General features: G+C 61.2%; 18 protein-coding genes. 16 read left to right on the forward strand and 2 right to left on the reverse strand.

Features of this window, described 5'->3' with window-relative positions:
• The first annotated feature begins 19 nt into the window (after positions 1–19).
• From tmk to ACW9IN_RS07065, 11 genes are all read left to right on the forward strand, one after another.
• Positions 20–652 (forward strand): dTMP kinase, encoded by a 633-nt coding sequence (gene tmk / locus ACW9IN_RS07015; protein WP_457365193.1) that lies wholly within the window; start codon positions 20–22, stop codon positions 650–652.
• A complete protein-coding gene (locus tag ACW9IN_RS07020; protein WP_457365194.1) occupies positions 645–1,634 on the forward strand; it encodes a DNA polymerase III subunit delta' in 990 nt (329 codons plus the stop codon). The genes tmk and ACW9IN_RS07020 overlap by 8 nt, the downstream gene beginning before the upstream one ends.
• A gap of 63 nt (positions 1,635–1,697) precedes the next feature.
• Positions 1,698–2,483: a TatD family hydrolase gene (locus ACW9IN_RS07025; protein ID WP_457365195.1), complete on the forward strand. Its 786-nt coding sequence runs from the start codon at positions 1,698–1,700 to the stop codon at positions 2,481–2,483.
• Between the two features lie 445 nt (positions 2,484–2,928).
• On the forward strand, positions 2,929–3,582 hold the full coding sequence (locus ACW9IN_RS07030; RefSeq protein WP_457365196.1) for a TetR/AcrR family transcriptional regulator: 654 nt from the start codon (positions 2,929–2,931) through the stop codon (positions 3,580–3,582).
• 132 nt (positions 3,583–3,714) lie between these two features.
• Positions 3,715–4,683, forward strand: a complete 969-nt coding sequence (locus tag ACW9IN_RS07035; protein WP_457365197.1) for a GTP 3',8-cyclase MoaA — start codon at positions 3,715–3,717, stop codon at positions 4,681–4,683.
• Positions 4,684–4,887: 204 nt separating this feature from the next.
• A complete protein-coding gene (locus ACW9IN_RS07040) occupies positions 4,888–5,493 on the forward strand; it encodes a DUF4823 domain-containing protein (RefSeq protein ID WP_457365198.1) in 606 nt (201 codons plus the stop codon).
• Positions 5,494–5,509: 16 nt separating this feature from the next.
• Positions 5,510–6,070 (forward strand): DUF1285 domain-containing protein, encoded by a 561-nt coding sequence (locus ACW9IN_RS07045; RefSeq protein WP_457365199.1) that lies wholly within the window; start codon positions 5,510–5,512, stop codon positions 6,068–6,070.
• A 70-nt stretch (positions 6,071–6,140) separates the two neighbouring features.
• Positions 6,141–6,854, forward strand: coding sequence for a GntR family transcriptional regulator (locus ACW9IN_RS07050; RefSeq protein WP_457365200.1), 714 nt, complete (start codon positions 6,141–6,143; stop codon positions 6,852–6,854).
• The gene (locus tag ACW9IN_RS07055) at positions 6,851–7,852 is read left to right on the forward strand and encodes an ADP-ribosylglycohydrolase family protein (RefSeq protein WP_457365201.1); all 1,002 of its coding nucleotides are present in this window, start codon (positions 6,851–6,853) and stop codon (positions 7,850–7,852) included. Before ACW9IN_RS07050 ends, ACW9IN_RS07055 begins: the two co-directional genes overlap by 4 nt.
• A 172-nt stretch (positions 7,853–8,024) precedes the next feature.
• On the forward strand, positions 8,025–9,491 hold the full coding sequence (locus ACW9IN_RS07060) for a purine-cytosine permease family protein (protein ID WP_457365202.1): 1,467 nt from the start codon (positions 8,025–8,027) through the stop codon (positions 9,489–9,491).
• On the forward strand, positions 9,484–10,401 hold the full coding sequence (locus ACW9IN_RS07065; protein WP_457365203.1) for a PfkB family carbohydrate kinase: 918 nt from the start codon (positions 9,484–9,486) through the stop codon (positions 10,399–10,401). The genes ACW9IN_RS07060 and ACW9IN_RS07065 overlap by 8 nt, the downstream gene beginning before the upstream one ends.
• 127 nt (positions 10,402–10,528) lie before the next feature.
• Here the strand turns inward: ACW9IN_RS07065 and ACW9IN_RS07070 are convergent, their stop codons facing one another.
• Positions 10,529–10,795 (reverse strand): hypothetical protein, encoded by a 267-nt coding sequence (locus tag ACW9IN_RS07070; protein ID WP_457365204.1) that lies wholly within the window; start codon positions 10,793–10,795, stop codon positions 10,529–10,531.
• Positions 10,796–10,841: 46 nt separating this feature from the next.
• Positions 10,842–11,174 (reverse strand): hypothetical protein, encoded by a 333-nt coding sequence (locus ACW9IN_RS07075; RefSeq protein WP_457365205.1) that lies wholly within the window; start codon positions 11,172–11,174, stop codon positions 10,842–10,844.
• A 190-nt stretch (positions 11,175–11,364) separates the two neighbouring features.
• Between ACW9IN_RS07075 and ACW9IN_RS07080 the strand changes: the two genes are divergently transcribed.
• The 5 genes from ACW9IN_RS07080 to araH all read left to right on the forward strand — a co-directional run bounded on the left by ACW9IN_RS07080 (position 11,365) and on the right by araH (position 16,351).
• Entirely contained in the window at positions 11,365–11,844 is a 480-nt protein-coding gene (locus tag ACW9IN_RS07080; protein WP_010208407.1) for a GNAT family N-acetyltransferase, read from the forward strand.
• 189 nt (positions 11,845–12,033) lie between these two features.
• Complete coding sequence (locus ACW9IN_RS07085) at positions 12,034–12,855, forward strand: SDR family oxidoreductase (RefSeq protein ID WP_457365206.1); 822 nt, start codon at positions 12,034–12,036, stop codon at positions 12,853–12,855.
• A gap of 36 nt (positions 12,856–12,891) precedes the next feature.
• Positions 12,892–13,872, forward strand: coding sequence for a substrate-binding domain-containing protein (locus ACW9IN_RS07090; RefSeq protein WP_457365207.1), 981 nt, complete (start codon positions 12,892–12,894; stop codon positions 13,870–13,872).
• Entirely contained in the window at positions 13,869–15,368 is a 1,500-nt protein-coding gene (araG, locus tag ACW9IN_RS07095; protein ID WP_457365290.1) for an L-arabinose ABC transporter ATP-binding protein AraG, read from the forward strand. Before ACW9IN_RS07090 ends, araG begins: the two co-directional genes overlap by 4 nt.
• Positions 15,369–15,385: 17 nt before the next feature.
• Positions 15,386–16,351 carry an L-arabinose ABC transporter permease AraH gene (araH, locus tag ACW9IN_RS07100; protein ID WP_457365208.1) on the forward strand — a complete coding sequence of 322 codons (966 nt, stop codon included), beginning with the start codon at positions 15,386–15,388 and terminating at the stop codon, positions 16,349–16,351.
• Positions 16,352–16,374 lie beyond the last annotated feature (23 nt).

Below are 16,374 nucleotides of genomic sequence, written 5' to 3' on the forward strand. Positions count from 1 at the left end.
CTCTGACTAAGGACTGCCTGTGACTGGCTTGTTTATTACCCTGGAAGGCCCCGAAGGCGCCGGCAAGAGCACCAACCGCGATTACCTGGCCGAGCGCCTGCGCGCCGAAGGCATCGAAGTGGTGCTGACCCGTGAGCCCGGCGGTACACCGCTGGCCGAGCGCATCCGCGAGTTGTTGCTGGCCCCGGGCGAAGAACAGATGAGCCCGGACACCGAATTGCTGCTGGTCTTTGCCGCCCGCGCGCAGCACCTGGCCGAAGTGATTCGCCCGGCTCTGGCCCGTGGCGCCGTGGTGATCTGCGACCGGTTTACCGACTCTACCTATGCCTATCAGGGCGGTGGCCGAGGCTTGCCCCTGGCACGTATCGCCACGCTGGAAACGTTCGTTCAGGGCGAGTTGCGACCCGACTTGACGCTGGTGTTCGATTTGCCGGTGGAAGTGGGCATGGCCCGCGCGAGTGCACGCGGTCGCCTGGACCGTTTCGAGCTGGAGGGGCAGGCCTTCTTCGACGCCGTGCGCCGTGCATTCCTCGAGCGTGCCAAGGCGGATCCTGCGCGTTATTACCTGCTGGACGCTGCCCAACCCCTGGCTCAGGTGCAGCAAGCCATCGATAGCCTGTTGCCAAACCTGCTGGAGCGCGCCCGTGGCTGAAGCCTATCCGTGGCAAGACAGCCTGTGGCAACAACTGGCCGGGCGTGCCCAGCATGCCCATGCCTACTTGTTGCACGGTCCCATCGGGATCGGTAAGCGCGACCTCGCCGAGCGCTTGATGGCCAGCCTGTTGTGCCAGCATCCCGTCAATCTGGAGGCCTGCGGCGAGTGCAAGTCCTGTTTGCTGCTCAAGGCCGGCAGTCATCCGGACAACTACCTGCTGGAACCCGAAGAAGCCGACAAGGCGATCAAGGTCGATCAGGTGCGTGACCTGGTCAGTTTCGTGGTGCAGACCGCGCAGATGGGCGGGCGCAAGGTGGTGCTGATCGAGCCGGTTGAGGCGATGAACATCAATGCCGCCAACGCCTTGCTCAAGAGCCTGGAAGAGCCGTCCGGCGATACGGTGTTGTTGCTGGTCAGCCATCAGTCCAGCCGCTTGCTGCCGACCATCCGCAGCCGTTGTGTACAGCAGGCATGCCCGCTTCCAAGCGAGGCCATGAGCTTGCAGTGGCTGGGCCAGGCGTTGCCGGAATGCAGTGAGCAGGAGCGCATCGAGCTGCTGACCCTGGCGGCCGGCTCGCCGCTGGCGGCGGTCAAGCTGCATGCCCAGGGCGTGCGTGAGCAGCGTGCGCTGGTGGTGGAGGGCGTGAAAAAACTGCTCAAGCAGGAGCAGTCCGCCACACAATTGGCCGAGAGTGCCTGGAAGGACGTGCCGCTTCTGTTGCTGTTCGACTGGTTCTGCGACTGGTCGAGCCTGATCCTGCGCTACCAGTTGACCCAGGATGAGAGCGGCCTGGGGCTGCCGGACATGCGCAAGGTAGTGCAATACCTTGCGCAGAAAAGTGCCCAGGACAAGGTGCTGGACATTCAGGACTGGATCCTCGCCCAGCGTCAGAAGGTCCTCGGCAAGGCCAACCTCAATCGCGTGCTGTTGCTCGAAGCGCTGCTGGTGCAGTGGGTGGGCTTGCTCGGCCGTCGTTAATTTCCGTGGCCGACGGGTGTATCGTTGGCCAGACACTTTCCGTGACTCAAGTTGTAACTTCTTATGCTCGTAGATTCCCATTGCCACCTCGACCGCCTCGATCTCGCTCAGCACGGCGGCTCTCTCGACGCAGCCCTTGAGGCTGCCCGCCAGCGCGGGGTCGGGCACTTTCTGTGTATCGGCGTGAGCGCCGAAAACGCTGCCGACGTGAAGGCACTTGCCGAACGTTATGCCGATGTCGATTGCTCGGTCGGTATTCATCCGCTTGACCTCAAGCCCGGTGAGGCACCGGCCCTCGACTGGTTGTTGAGCGAACTCAATCACCCACGCGTGGTGGCGATTGGCGAAACCGGCCTGGACTACCATTACGAGCCCGAAGCCGCCGAGTTGCAGCAAGCCTCGTTCAGTCTGCACCTGCAGGCCGCCCAGCAGACCGGCAAGCCGGTGATCGTCCATACCCGAGGCGCCCGTGCCGATACCCTGACGCTGCTGCGTGAAGCGGAGTTGCCCCAGGCGGGCGTGCTGCATTGCTTCACCGAAGACTGGGATATGGCCAAGGCGGCCCTGGACCTGGGGTTCTATATTTCGCTGTCGGGTATCGTCACCTTCCGCAATGCCGACGCCCTGCGTGATGTGGCGCGCCAGGTGCCGGCCGACCGTTTGCTGGTGGAAACCGATTCGCCGTACCTCGCGCCCATTCCCCATCGCGGCAAGCCGAACCTGCCGGAGTATGTGCGCGACGTGGCGGATTATCTGGCGATGCTGCGCGGTGAATCGTATGAGCGCTTTGCCGAGCAGACTACCGAGAACTTCAAGCGGTTGTTCCCCCTGGCCCATGTAAGCGGCTAGCGTTGCCAAATCGCAGGCAAAAAAAACCCGGGTTCTGGGGGGTGAATCCGGGCTAAGACCATTAGGAGTAAAACAAGGGCACACAGTCCGTCGGTACCCAGGTCGACGCTTCACTTGGGGGAGATGTCGCGCCGACAGTTGAAGTATTGATCAGTATCCGATTCAGTCCAGTCGCGACTGGTCGTTTTTTAAACAGATTTGGAATACGCGCGCTTCGCTTGAGTTCTCATTAGCCCCATGCACACGACCCAATATCGCGTTTTATTTCTGACCGATAGAGGCTTATTCGTTGGTGTGAGGGCAATAAAGTGCGCGGCTTGTTCACATAGGCGTTGCCCAACGACTGTTCAGTCGGGATAATCCCTCGCACCGGGTCAATCGTATCGCCACGTAACCGTGGCCCTGCGCAACCCTCCCCATATTCACCTCTGCAGACGTCTTCCTCATGCACAAAGAACCCCGTAAGGTCCGTGAGTTTCGCCGCCGTGAGCAGGAAATTCTCGACACCGCGCTCAAGTTGTTCCTCGAACAGGGTGAGGACAGCGTTACCGTCGAGATGATCGCGGATGCCGTGGGTATCGGCAAAGGCACGATCTACAAGCACTTCAAGTCCAAGGCCGAGATCTACCTGCGGCTGATGCTCGACTATGAGCGCGACCTGAACGAGTTGCTGCATTCGGCTGATGTGGACAAGGACAAGGAAGCCCTGTCCCGGGCCTACTTCGAGTTTCGCATGCGCGACCCGCAGCGCTACCGCCTGTTCGATCGCCTGGAAGAGAAGGTGGTCAAGGGCCATCAGGTACCGGAGATGGTCGAGGAACTGCACAAGATCCGTGCCTCGAACTTCGAGCGCCTGACCCTGCTGATCAAAGGCCGCATCAGCGAAGGCAAGCTGGAAGATGTGCCACCGTATTTCCACTATTGCGCCGCCTGGGCGCTGGTCCACGGTGCGGTGGCGCTGTATCACTCGCCGTTCTGGAGCAATGTGCTGGAGGATCAGGAAGGCTTCTTCCAGTTCCTGATGGACATCGGCGTGCGCATGGGCAACAAGCGCAAGCACACCACCGAGCTGCCACCGGCTGGAACACCGGCGGCCTGAGCCACGATGATGGCCTAATGATTTACTGCCAGGTGCAGTGCCCCAGGAATATACTCAGGCAAGGATCTTGCTAAAAGCTGATTTATGAGTCAGCTTTTAGTGCGCCCGAATTATCCTCTGCCGGAGTGATCCATGATCGTTGATCGTCAAGGCAGGCGTTTTCGCAATTTGCGGATCAGCCTGACCTCAGCCTGCAATTATGCGTGTACCTACTGCGTGCCCAATGGCAAGCGGCTGGTGGCTGCCCAGGACGAACTCTCGGCCGAGGCCATGGCCCGTGGCGTGGAGTACTTGATTGAAGCCGCCGGCATTGATCGCCTGCGCATTACCGGTGGCGAGCCGCTGGTCAGTCCCAAGCTGGAAGCCTTTATGGGCGCCGTGGGGCAGATGGGGCTCAGTGATATCAGTCTGACCACCAATGGCCAGTTGCTTGCGCGCAAGCTGCCGTTGCTGGTGGCGGCAGGGATTCGGCGTATCAACGTGTCCCTCGACACCCTGGATGCCGATGCCTTCCGCGGTATCGCCCGTGGCGGCGATCTGGCCACTGTCCTCGATGGTATGGACCAGGCGCGCGCCGCCGGCATCAAGATCAAGGTCAATATGGTGCCGTTGCGCGGCCAGAACCTGGATCAGGTCATGCCGTTGCTCGACTACTGCCTTGAGCGCGGCTACGAGTTGCGCTTCATCGAATTGATGCGCATGGGCCACCTGGCCAAGGATTCCAACGCGTTTCTCCAGCAATTCGTCAGCCTGCAGCAATTGCTCAGCCTGATCGGCGAGCAACACGAATACCTGCAAGCCAGCGCGCCCATCGACGCGACCGCGGTTCGTTATGAAATCCCCGGCAAAGGTTATTTCGGCGTGATCGCCAACGAAAGCGTGCCGTTCTGCCGTACCTGTTCGCGGCTGCGCCTGTCGTCCACCGGCTGGTTGCACGGCTGCCTGTCGTCGAGCAACCGCCACTATGTCGGCGACCTGCTCGACAAACCTCGCCACCAGGCGCTGCCCGCGTTGCAGGGCTTGCTGATGAAAGCGCTGGGCGACAAGCAGGAAGTGGCATTCTCGGGCGGTGCGACGATCATGAAGATCATCGGCGGTTAGCGTCCCTTCAAGTCAACGCACACTTTTATTGTGGGAGCTGGCTTGCCTGCGATGACAGTGTGTCAGTCCCTCAATTCGGCACTGATACACCGCAATCGCAGGCAAGCCAGCTCCCACATTGTCAGGTGTCGCTGCTAAGTGGCGCAAAATCTGCATCTCACGCCCATTCGCCGGTTTTCCGTCACCGGCTTCTGGAGGATTGGGATGCGTAGTCTGGTTTTGTTGCTGGCGTCATTGACGCTGAGTGGTTGCATGACCGTCAGCGATATGGCCGAAGGCACTCGCTATCAGATGAGTGACGCCGGGTTGCTGGATCACAGCGATACACGCCGTACCGCGTCGGTTCGTATACAGCCGGATTCCTTTGTGTTTATTGCCCAGGGCGCGTTCGTGCCGCCGGGCAGCGCTTACCCGCGCCCCAATGTGGTGGCTGAAGAGGCATTCAACGGTTTCGTCGAGTATTTCCCCATGGTGCGTCGCGCCCGCCAGCCCGAAGGGCTTGAGCAGGCCATGTCCGAAGCCCGCGCAGCGGGTGCTCACTACCTGTTGTATTGCCGTTTTGCGGCGGCTGACGATCGTATCGGCAATGCCGATGAATGGGCTGATCAAGAGGCTCTGGACCGCGTGGGGCTGGACAGCGGCGTGATCCAGATCATGTTGATCGAGACCAGCACCCAGTATTTGATCGATACTGCACGAATTCGCAGTCGTGGCGGTTTGCTGACGTTCCACGACAACAAGCCACAAGATCTGATTGCACGCCCTCTGGCGCAATATGCCCGCGGCCTGTTGGGCATGAGTGATCAGTAAGCCACAGGAGACCCCCATGACCGATTCCGCCAAGGCCAATGACTTGTTGGCCCAACTGCCCAAGGGCAAGGGACCGGCGCCGGTACACCTTTGGAACCCGGATTTCTGCGGCAACATCGACATGCGCATCGCCCGCGACGGCACCTGGTTCTATCAGGGCACGCCGATCGGACGCAAGCCGATGGTCAAGCTGTTCTCCAACATCATCCGCCGCGATGGTGACGATTACTTCCTGATAACGCCGGTGGAAAAGGTCGGCATCGTCGTCGATGACGCGCCTTTTGTCGCGATCACGCTGGAGGTCGAAGGGCAGGGCGAACAGCAGATGCTGCGCTTTACCAGCAACGTCGATGAACCGATCGAAGCGGGCGTCGAACACCCGCTGCGGGTGGTGATCGACCCCGTCACCCAAGAGCCTTCCCCTTATCTGCGGGTGCGCTCCAACCTCGAAGCCCTGGTGCATCGCAACGTGTTCTACCAATTGGTGGAGCTGGCGGTAAGCCGTCCGATCAACGGTCAGAACTGGCTGGGCGTCTGGAGCGGCGGGGTGTTTTTCCCCATTGGGCTGGAGCCCTGAGAGCGGTTTTTTCATCTCCCTGAAATAATTCGCTTGCTGCAAACGGGCGCTATCGGTTATCAATTTGTACATGATTAGACATGTCCGATTTGATAAGAAAAAACGCGTCGTCGACGAGCTTATCCGCCGTATCGAGGGTGGCGTGATGGCCGACGGTTTCCTGCTGCCGGGCGAGCACCAACTGGCCGAAGAGTTCTCGGTCAGTCGCGGCACCCTGCGTGAAGCCCTGGCTGAGCTCAAGCGCCGCAACTACATCGCCACCCAGAGCGGCGTCGGCTCCATCGTCACGTTCGACGGCATGGTGCTCGACCAACGCAGCGGTTGGGCCCAGGCCCTGGCCGATACCGGCGCGCGGGTGACCACCGATATCCTGCGTCTTGAAGCGGTGACCCGAGCGGATCTGCTCAGCCGTTTTGGCAGTGACCAGTTCATTGCACTCGACCGCCTGCGGCGCACACCCGACGGGATCGCCGTGTCCCTCGAACGCTCACTGATGCCCGCCGTTGGTGGCCTGGAAAGCCTGCCGCGCGTCGGCCTGATCGATAACTCCCTGACCATCACCCTGGCGGCCTACGGCTACGTCGGCGCCGAAGGTGACCAATGGATCGGTGCCGAGCCCCTGAGCAACGAAGATGCCGAACTGCTCGGCCGTCCGGCGGGTACTGTGTTTCTCAAGGCCTCGCGCACCACCTACGACCGTCGCGAACGGTTCATGGAACACGTCGAAAGTTTGCTCGACCCGCTGCACTTTCGCCTGCACCTGCAATTTGGAGCTTCGAAATGACCCCGGACATTCGCGCGCTTGGCGCTTTCTACGGCCTGGCACTGGGCGATGCCCTGGGCATGCCTACCCAATCCCTGAGCCGCGAGCAGGTCAGGGCGCGGTTCGGCGCCATCACTGCGCTGGAAGATGCCGGCGCCGACCAGCCGATTGCACCGAACATGCCCGCCGGTTCCATCACCGATGACACCGAACAGGCAATCCTGGTGGGTGAGCTGCTGGTGGAAGGCCGGGGGTTGATCGAGCCCACGGTACTCGCCCAGCGCCTGATCGACTGGGAAGCGGTGATGCGCGCCAAGGGCTCCCAGGACCTGCTGGGTCCGTCCACCAAACGCGCGATCGACATGATCCTGGCCGGCCACACGCCGGAAGAGTCCGGGCGCTACGGCACTACCAACGGTGCCGCCATGCGCATCACGCCGGTGGGCATCGCGGCGGATGTGAGTGACCCGAAAGCGTTCATTCAGGCAGTGATCCAGGCGTGCCAGGTCACTCACAACACAACCCTGGGCATTTCCAGCGCTGCGGCAGTGGCGGCGGTGGTCTCCGCCGGCATCAACGGGGTGGACCTGGGCGAAGCCTTGAACGTCGGTGTCCAGGTTGCCCAGCAGGCCGAAAACCAGGGGCACTGGATTGCCGGTGGGCGCATTTCCACCCGCATCAGTTGGGCGCGGACTTTGAGCGTCGGCAGCGGCGACAAGGCGCTGTTCGCCGATCTGCTCTACGAATTGATTGGCACCTCCGTCGCATCCCAGGAGTCGGTGGTGGTGTCGTTCGCCCTTGCCCAGCAAGTGGCGGTGGGCGCGCTGAGCGCGTTCGAAGCCCTGTGCCTAGCCGCCAGTCTCGGTGGCGACACCGACACCATCGCCGCGATTCTTGGCGCCATGTTGGGGGCATGTCTCGGCATGCAGTGCTGGCCCGAGGCGATGATCGAACAGGTGAAACAGGTCAATGGCCTGGACTTGCAGCCGTTGGTCCAAGGGTTGCTCGAATTGCGTTGACCGCCATAGCTCAGAACTGTGGGAGCTGGCTTGCCTGCGATAGCAATCTTCGAGTGATTGCATCGGTGACTGACACACCGCCATCGCAGGCAAGCCAGCTCCCACAGGGACGGGAAGACCCAATAGAACTCTGCCACAACCACAACAATACAGGCACCAGGAGCACCCACTCATGAGCACCTCTTCTTCCGGCCAAGGCGCCGGGCAATTGGAAACACGCGGTATCGAACCGGTCCCTGAAGGAGAATGCAACGGTCATCCGTTGCAACTGTTCTGGGTGTGGTTCGCCGCCAACATCAGCATCCTCGGCTTGCCCCTGGGTGCGACGCTGGTGGCGTTTCGCGGCCTGGCGATCTGGCAGGCGATCATCGTCGCGATCCTCGGTGCCGCCGGCTCCTTCGCGGTGGTGGGCATCATTTCCATCGCCGGTCGTCGTGGCCGCGCGCCGAGCCTGACGCTGTCCCGTGCCATCTTCGGCGTGCGCGGCAATATCGGCCCCACCCTGGTCTCGCTGATGTCGCGTTTGGGCTGGGAAACCGTCAACACCACCACGGCAGCGTTCGTGCTGCTGTCGTTGTGTTCGATCCTGTTTCACTCCCCGGTCGAGGCAAAAAGCGCCCCGATCCTGACGCTGACCTTCATCGCTATTTTCGTGCTGCTGACCTTGTCCGTTTCCGGCCTGGGCCACGCCACTCTGCTGGTGATCCAGAAGTGGGCCACTTACGTGTTCGGCGCCTTGAATATCCTGGTGGGCGGTTTCCTCTGTGCCACCATCGACTGGAGCGCGGTGTTCAACGCCACTCCGGCACCCTTGAGCGCGATGATCATCGGCATCGGCACCATGGCCGCCGGCACCGGTATCGGGTGGGCCAACGCCGGCGCCGACATGTCGCGCTACCAGCACCGCAGCGTGAAAGCCGTGCGCCTGGTGGCATCCGCCGCATTCGGTGCGGGCATTCCGCTGGTGTTGCTGATCACCCTCGGCGGCCTGCTGTCGGTGGGTAACAATGACCTGGCGTCGGCCACCGACCCAATCATCGCGATCCGCGACATGCTGCCCACCTGGATGGCCGCGCCGTACCTGATCACCGCGTTCGGTGGGTTGCTGCTGTCCAACAACCTCTCGGTGTATTCGGCGGGCCTTACCACACTGACCCTGGGCTTGAAGGTCAAGCGTGTGCACGCGGTGATTGTCGACATCGTCGCGATTTTCGCCGGTTCCATTTACTTCATGCTGATCGCCGACAGTTTCTACGGCCCCTTCATCACCTTCATCTCGTTGCTGGCGGTGCCGATCACTGCGTGGGTCGGGATCTTTGTCGTCGACTTGATTCACCGTCACTACTACAGCGCCAAGGACCTGCTGGACGTCAGTCCGAGCAGCGCCTATTGGTATCGCGGCGGTGTGGAGTGGCGTGCGTTCGGCGCCTGGGCCGTGGCCATCGTGCTGGGTTTCAGCTTCACCACCATCGGCACCACCGCTGAAAACATCTGGTTCGCCGGGCCATTGTCCGACTCCTGGCTGGGCCACAACGGCCTGGGCTGGATCGTCACCTTCCTGGTGGCCGGCGGGATTTATGCGGTATTGGGCGGCGCGGCTGACCGTCGTCCGGCGTTAGTAGAGAGTCCCAATGTCTAGATTGCTGCACACCGGCCAAGTCATCGTCGACCTGGTCATGGCCCTTGATACCTTGCCCGCGACCGGTGGCGACGTGCTGGCGAAATCCGCCAGTTTCGAAGCCGGCGGGGGCTTCAATGTGATGGCCGCCGCCCGTCGCAACGGCCTGCCGGTGGTCTATCTCGGACGCCACGGCAATGGTCGCTTCGGCGATCTGGCCCGCGCAGCGATGCTGGCCGAGGGCGTGGAAATCGCCCAGGCGGCCAGTACGGACAAGGACACCGGGCTGTGCGTTTCGCTGACCGAAGCCAGCACCGAGCGCACCTTCATTTCCCACATCGGTGCCGAGGGTGACTTGAGCGCCGAGGATCTGGCGAATGGGGTGCCGCAGGCCGACGATTACGTGTACGTCAGCGGCTACAGCTTGTTGTTGGAAGGCAAGGCCCAGGCTCTGCTCGACTGGCTGTTGGCGCTGCCACGGGACATTCGTGTGGTGTTCGACCCGGGGCCGCTGGTGAAGGCGCCGGACTCGGCGCTGATGGCGGCGTTGCTGCCGCGCATCGACATCTGGACCAGCAATGGCCCCGAAGCGCTGGCGTTCACCGGTGCGGCGGACATTGCCAACGCATTGCCCGCGCTGAATCGGCACTTGCCTGCCGAGACCTTGCGAGTGGTGCGAGACGGGCCGAATGGCTGCTGGGTCGGGCGTGGCGGCGAGGTTGAACACGTGCCTGGTTTCAAGGTGACGGCGGTGGACAGCAACGGCGCGGGCGATGCCCATGCGGGGGTGTTTATTGCGGGGTTGGCCCAAGGGCTGGCACCGGCCCAAGCGGCACGTCGTGCGAACGCGGCGGCAGCGCTGGCGGTAACGCGTTGGGGGCCGGCGACGTCCCCTGGTACTGCCGAAGTCGATGCTCTACTGGCTGAATAAATCCGATTGAAAATGTGGGAGCCGGGCTTGCCCGCGATAACGGAGCGTCAGTCACCATTATGTTTGACTGACAGGACGCCATCGCGGGCAAGCCCGGCTCCCACACTGCATTGCAGTACGTTCTGGATTACTGGCTCGTCTCACCTTCCAGCTTACGCGCCTCATCCACACCAGCCGCCGTCAGCTTGATCGGCAAGTTCAGCGAATATTCGCCGTCATCGTCGGTGGTCACATGACCATCCTTGATAAAGCCGCGATCCTGCAGAAACGCCAGCACGCTGGCGACCACCTTTTCTCCGCGGTAGTTGTCCAGCACCTCCTTGCCCAGGCCATTCGGGTGGGCATGCAGCAGACGGGTGAGGACTTCCTTCTCAAGGTTTCTATCCACGTTCATGGGTACCTCTTCACTGGGAAATGAGCGGGGGAGCGGCGTTCAAGGCTCAAGGTGCAGGCTGTTTGGGCGCACCGGGCACGTTCGAATCATCACCTTTATTGACCTTCGGCTGATTCACCCCAGGGCCCATCTTGCCGTTGCCGACGGCGGCCGGTGCCTGACGCTGGGTGTCATTGCCCTGGGTGCGTGGATCGGCGCCCGGCTGGATGATCGCGCCACCGTTGGTGTCCATGCCGGTGCCCATGGATTTCTGCGACTCGGTGGTGGCATCGGGCGTCGGGTCGGTTGGGCCGGTGGTCGAGCCGGCGGCAAAGGCGTTCAGCGACGCCGCCGACAGCAGGCCGGTGAGGGCGAGGGCAGCAAACTTGGAATTTTTCATGAGGGTGCCTCCATAGGATTAATGTCCTTACCCTCTATTGGTCAGCCCCGCTTTCGGGTTCGTGCCTCGGTGGCGACGAACGGTTATAAGGTACCTGTAAGATTTTGTGTGTGCGGATGCAGGAAATTGCGCTGCAATCAGTCATGAATCCCCCTTAGTATGTGTGCTTTGACATTGCCAAGGCTCGCCCATGACCATCGAGATTCGCCCCGCCGTGCCCAGCGATGCTGCGCAGATCCTGACTTTCATCACCGAGCTCGCCGAATACGAAAAGGCCCGGCACGAAGTGATTGCCAGTGTGGTGGACATCGAGCGCAGCCTGTTCAGCGAGGGTGCCACCGCCCATGGCCTGATCTGTTTGCGCGATGGTTTGCCGATCGGCTTTGCGGTGTTCTTTTTCAGCTATTCCACGTGGCTCGGCAGCAATTGCCTGTACCTGGAAGACCTCTATATCAACCCGGAACAACGGGGCGGCGGTGCCGGCAAGAAATTGCTGCGCCACCTGGCGAAGATCGCCTTCGATAACGGCTGCGGGCGTTTCGAGTGGAGCGTGCTGGACTGGAACGAGCCGGCGATTGCCTTCTACAAATCCATCGGTGCACAGCCGCAGGAAGAATGGGTGCGTTACCGCATGGAAGGCGATGCCCTGCGCGATTTTGCCTTGGGCTGAAGCCACACCGAACTTCAACTCTGGAGAGAGGGCTTCTGTGGGAGCAGGCAAGCCAGCTCCCACAGAAGCCCTCTTCTTTTAATTTTTCTCAATATATGGGATGCAAATTTATATATTGAGATATTTCAAAAGATGGGTTTATAGTCCGCTGCATCAGCACTCACTACCAAAAATAAAACAGGTGAAGCGATGCAGGCCCAACCGTTGTCATTACCCGCAGTGCCCGAGCCGACTTATGGCGAGCGGCTGAAGAACAAAGTAGTGATCATCACCGGCGCCGCTCAAGGCATTGGTGAGGCGATCGTCGCCTGCTTTCAGGCTCAGCAGGCGCGCCTGGTGATCGGTGATATCCAGGGCGAAAAAGTCGAGAAGGTCGCTGCCCACTGGCGCGAGCGGGGCGCCGAGATCTATGCGCAAGCCGTCGATATCACCTCCAAGGATCAATGGCAGGCCTTGGTCGACCTGGCCATCGAGCGTTTTGGCCGTGTCGACGTGTTAATCAACTGCGCCGGCGTGAATGTGTTTCGCGACCCGCTGGAGATGACCGACGAAGACTGGCGCCGCTGTTTCGCCATCGACCTCGACGGCGCCTGGTTCGGTTGCCGCACGGTGCTGCCGCACATGATCGAGCAGGGCATCGGCAACATCATCAACATCGCCTCTACCCATTCCAGCCACATCATCCCCGGCTGCTTTCCGTACCCCGTCGCCAAGCACGGCTTGCTCGGCCTGACCCGCGCGCTGGGCATCGAATACGCGCCCAAGGGCATCCGCGTGAATGCCATCGCCCCGGGCTATATCGAAACCCAGCTCAACGTCGACTACTGGAACGGTTTCCCTGACCCCCACGCCGAGCGCCAGCGTGCCTTCGACCTGCATCCGCCCAAGCGTATCGGCCAGCCTATCGAAGTGGCGATGACCGCACTGTTCCTGGCCACCGATGAGGCGCCCTTTATCAATGCCACCTGCCTGATGATCGATGGCGGGAGGTCTGTGATGTACCACGACTAGAACTCGCAGCTCTTCAATAACAACAAGAGGTGGTTCATGTTCAAGAAAACACTAGGCACCCTGGCACTCGCCGTGGCATTCAGCGGTTTTGCATCGGCCGAGGAAGTGAAAATCGGCTTTCTGGTCAAGCAGGCTGAAGAACCCTGGTTCCAGACCGAATGGGCCTTCGCCGAAAAAGCCGGCAAGGACCAGGGCTTCACCGTGATCAAAATCGCCGTGCCGGACGGCGAGAAAACCCTGTCGGCCATCGACACCCTGGCCGCCAACGGCGCCAAGGGTTTCGTGATCTGCCCGCCGGACGTATCCCTGGGCCCGGCGATCATGGCCAAGGCCAAGCTCAATAATCTGAAAGTGCTGGCGGTGGACGACCGTTTCGTCGACGCCAAGGGCAAGCCTATGGAAGACGTGCCTTACGTCGGCCTGGACGCCTACAAGATCGGTCAGAAACAAGGCGAAGCCATGGCCGCCGAAGCCAAGCATCGCAACTGGGACTGGAAAGACACCTACGCCGTCATCAACACCTTTGACGAGCTGGAAACCGGCAAGAAACGCACCGACGGTTCGGTTGAAGGCCTCAAGGCTGCCGGCTTGCCGGCTGACCACATTTTGTTCAGCGCGCAGAAAACCCTCGACGTGCCAGGCAGCATGGACGCCACCAACTCGGCGCTGGTCAAGCTTCCCGGTGGCGCGAAAAACCTGATCATCGGCGGCATGAACGACAGCACGGTACTGGGCGGCGTACGCGCCACCGAAAGCGCCGGCTTCAAGGCGGCCAATGTGATCGGCGTCGGCATCAACGGCACTGACGCTATCGAAGAACTGAAGAAAACCGATACTGGCTTCTATGGCTCGATGCTGCTGAGCCCGGATGCGTCCGGCTATAAGACCGCCAGCGCGATGTACCAATGGGTGACCAAAGGCACCGAGCCTGCCAAGTTCACCGCCCTGGACAACGTGACCCTCATCACTCGCGCCAACTTCAAGGACGAGTTGAGCAAAATCGGTCTATGGAAATGACCGGCGCGGCCCTGCGTTTCAACGGCATCGGCAAGGAATTTCCCGGTGTGAAAGCCCTGGCGCAGATCAGCTTTGAAGCGCGGCCGCATTCGGTACACGCGTTGATGGGCGAGAACGGCGCGGGTAAATCCACGCTGCTGAAAATCCTCGGCGGTGCTTATCAACCGAGTAGCGGCACGGTGCAGATCGGCGAGCAGACCCTGGCGTTCAGGAACGCCGCCGACAGCATCGCCAGCGGCGTGGCGGTGATCCACCAGGAGCTGCATCTGGTGCCGGAAATGACGGTGGCCGAAAACCTGTTCCTGGGGCATTTGCCCACGCGCTTTGGTGTGGTCAATCGCAGCCGTTTGCGGCAGCAGGCACTGGCGTGCCTCAAGGGCCTGGCGGATGAGATCGACCCCCAGGAAAAACTCGGGCGGCTGTCCCTGGGCCAGCGTCAACTGGTGGAAATCGCCAAGGCGCTGTCCCGTGGTGCCCATGTGATTGCCTTCGACGAGCCCACCAGCAGCCTGTCGGCGCGGGAAATCGACCGTTTGATGGCGATCATCACGCGCCTGCGGGACGAGGGCAAAGTGGTGTTGTACGTGTCTCACCGCATGGAAGAAGTGTTCCGCATCTGCAACGCGGTCACGGTATTCAAGGATGGTCGTTACGTGCGCACCTTCGACGATATGAGCACCCTGACACACGACCAGCTAGTGACCTGCATGGTCGGGCGCGATATCCAGGACATCTACGACTACCGCCCGCGCGAACAGGGCGAAGTGGCGCTGAAGGTCGAAGGTTTGCTCGGCCCAGGCCTGCGTGAACCGGTCAGTCTCAAGGTGCACAAGGGTGAGATTCTCGGCCTGTTCGGCTTGGTCGGGGCAGGGCGTACGGAGTTGTTTCGGTTGCTGAGCGGCCTGACCCGCAGCAGCGCCGGCAGCCTGGAGCTGTGCGGTGAAACGCTGCAATTGCATTCGCCGCGCGACGCCATCGCTGCCGGTGTGTTGCTGTGCCCGGAGGACCGCAAGAAAGAGGGCATCATCCCGCTGTCCAGCGTCGCCGAGAATATCAATATCAGCGCGCGCGGTGCCCATTCCACGTTTGGCTGGCTGTTGCGCGAAGGCTGGGAGCGGGGCAATGCCGATCAGCAGATCAAGGCGATGAAAGTCAAAACGCCGAATGCGGAACAGAAAATCATGTACCTGTCGGGCGGCAACCAGCAGAAGGCCATTCTCGGTCGCTGGCTGTCGATGCCGATGAAAGTGTTGCTGCTGGATGAGCCGACGCGGGGCATCGACATCGGCGCCAAATCCGAGATCTACCAGATCATTCATAACCTGGCGGCCAGTGGCATTGCGGTGATCGTGGTGTCCAGCGACCTGATGGAAGTGATGGGCATCTCCGACCGCATTCTGGTGATGAGCGAAGGCGCGTTGACCGGTGAATTGACCCGCGATCAGGCGGATGAAGCACGGCTGTTGCAACTGGCACTTCCGCGGACGCGGGCTTGAAGAATTCGAGGTGAATGATGTCCGAAGTAAAAACCGCAAAAGGCTTCTGGCCAGGGTTCAACCAACGCAAGTTTCTCGATGATTGGGTGATGCTGCTCGCCGCGCTGAGCATCTTTGTGCTCAGCGCGTTGTTCATCGACAACTTCCTCTCGCCGCTGAACATGCGCGGGTTGGGCCTGGCGATTTCCACCGTGGGCATCGCCGCCTGCACCATGCTGTTCTGCCTGGCGTCGGGGCATTTCGACCTTTCGGTAGGCTCGGTGATCGCGTGCGCCGGCGTGGTGTCGGGGATCGTGATCCGCGACACCGACAGCGTGCTGCTCGGCGTGTCGGCGGCGTTGGCCATGGGCCTGGTGGTGGGGCTGATCAATGGCATCGTCATTGCCAAGCTGCGCATCAACGCATTGATCGCCACACTGGCGACCATGCAGATCGTGCGCGGCCTGGCCTACATCTTCTCCAACGGTAAAGCTGTTGGTGTGATGGACGAGGGTTTCTTCGTGTTCGGCAACGGCCAATTGATGGGCGTGCCGGTGCCGATCATCATCACCGTGCTGTGCTTCGTGTTCTTTGGCTGGCTGTTGAACTACACCACCTACGGGCGCAACACCATGGCCATCGGCGGCAACCAGGAAGCGGCACTGTTGGCCGGGGTGAACGTCGACCGCACCAAGATCATCATCTTCGCCGTACACGGGCTGATCGGCGCATTGGCCGGGGTGATCCTGGCTTCGCGCATGACCTCGGGCCAACCGATGATCGGCCAGGGTTTCGAGCTGACCGTGATCTCGGCCTGCGTACTGGGCGGGGTGTCGCTGAGCGGTGGCATCGGCATGATCCGCCACGTGATCGCCGGGGTGCTGATCCTGGCAATCATCGAGAATGCGATGAACCTGAAGAACATCGACACCTTCTACCAGTACGTGATCCGCGGTTCGATCCTGCTTTTGGCCGTCATCATCGACCGCATGAAACAACGCTGAAACCTGTCATATGGAGATCAGCC

Source organism: Pseudomonas sp. SDO5271_S396 (assembly GCF_054071795.1).

Coding starts and splice junctions, on each gene's coding strand:
- ACW9IN_RS07025 (WP_457365195.1), top strand. CDS start 1,698: ATGCTCGTAGATTCCCATTGCCACCTCGACCGCCTCGATCTCGCTCAG.
- ACW9IN_RS07030 (WP_457365196.1), top strand. CDS start 2,929: ATGCACAAAGAACCCCGTAAGGTCCGTGAGTTTCGCCGCCGTGAGCAG.
- ACW9IN_RS07035 (WP_457365197.1), top strand. CDS start 3,715: ATGATCGTTGATCGTCAAGGCAGGCGTTTTCGCAATTTGCGGATCAGC.
- ACW9IN_RS07040 (WP_457365198.1), top strand. CDS start 4,888: ATGCGTAGTCTGGTTTTGTTGCTGGCGTCATTGACGCTGAGTGGTTGC.
- ACW9IN_RS07045 (WP_457365199.1), top strand. CDS start 5,510: ATGACCGATTCCGCCAAGGCCAATGACTTGTTGGCCCAACTGCCCAAG.
- ACW9IN_RS07050 (WP_457365200.1), top strand. CDS start 6,141: ATGATTAGACATGTCCGATTTGATAAGAAAAAACGCGTCGTCGACGAG.
- ACW9IN_RS07055 (WP_457365201.1), top strand. CDS start 6,851: ATGACCCCGGACATTCGCGCGCTTGGCGCTTTCTACGGCCTGGCACTG.
- ACW9IN_RS07060 (WP_457365202.1), top strand. CDS start 8,025: ATGAGCACCTCTTCTTCCGGCCAAGGCGCCGGGCAATTGGAAACACGC.
- ACW9IN_RS07065 (WP_457365203.1), top strand. CDS start 9,484: ATGTCTAGATTGCTGCACACCGGCCAAGTCATCGTCGACCTGGTCATG.
- ACW9IN_RS07070 (WP_457365204.1), bottom strand. CDS start 10,795: ATGAACGTGGATAGAAACCTTGAGAAGGAAGTCCTCACCCGTCTGCTG.
- ACW9IN_RS07075 (WP_457365205.1), bottom strand. CDS start 11,174: ATGAAAAATTCCAAGTTTGCTGCCCTCGCCCTCACCGGCCTGCTGTCG.
- ACW9IN_RS07080 (WP_010208407.1), top strand. CDS start 11,365: ATGACCATCGAGATTCGCCCCGCCGTGCCCAGCGATGCTGCGCAGATC.
- ACW9IN_RS07085 (WP_457365206.1), top strand. CDS start 12,034: ATGCAGGCCCAACCGTTGTCATTACCCGCAGTGCCCGAGCCGACTTAT.
- ACW9IN_RS07090 (WP_457365207.1), top strand. CDS start 12,892: ATGTTCAAGAAAACACTAGGCACCCTGGCACTCGCCGTGGCATTCAGC.
- araG (WP_457365290.1), top strand. CDS start 13,869: ATGACCGGCGCGGCCCTGCGTTTCAACGGCATCGGCAAGGAATTTCCC.
- araH (WP_457365208.1), top strand. CDS start 15,386: ATGTCCGAAGTAAAAACCGCAAAAGGCTTCTGGCCAGGGTTCAACCAA.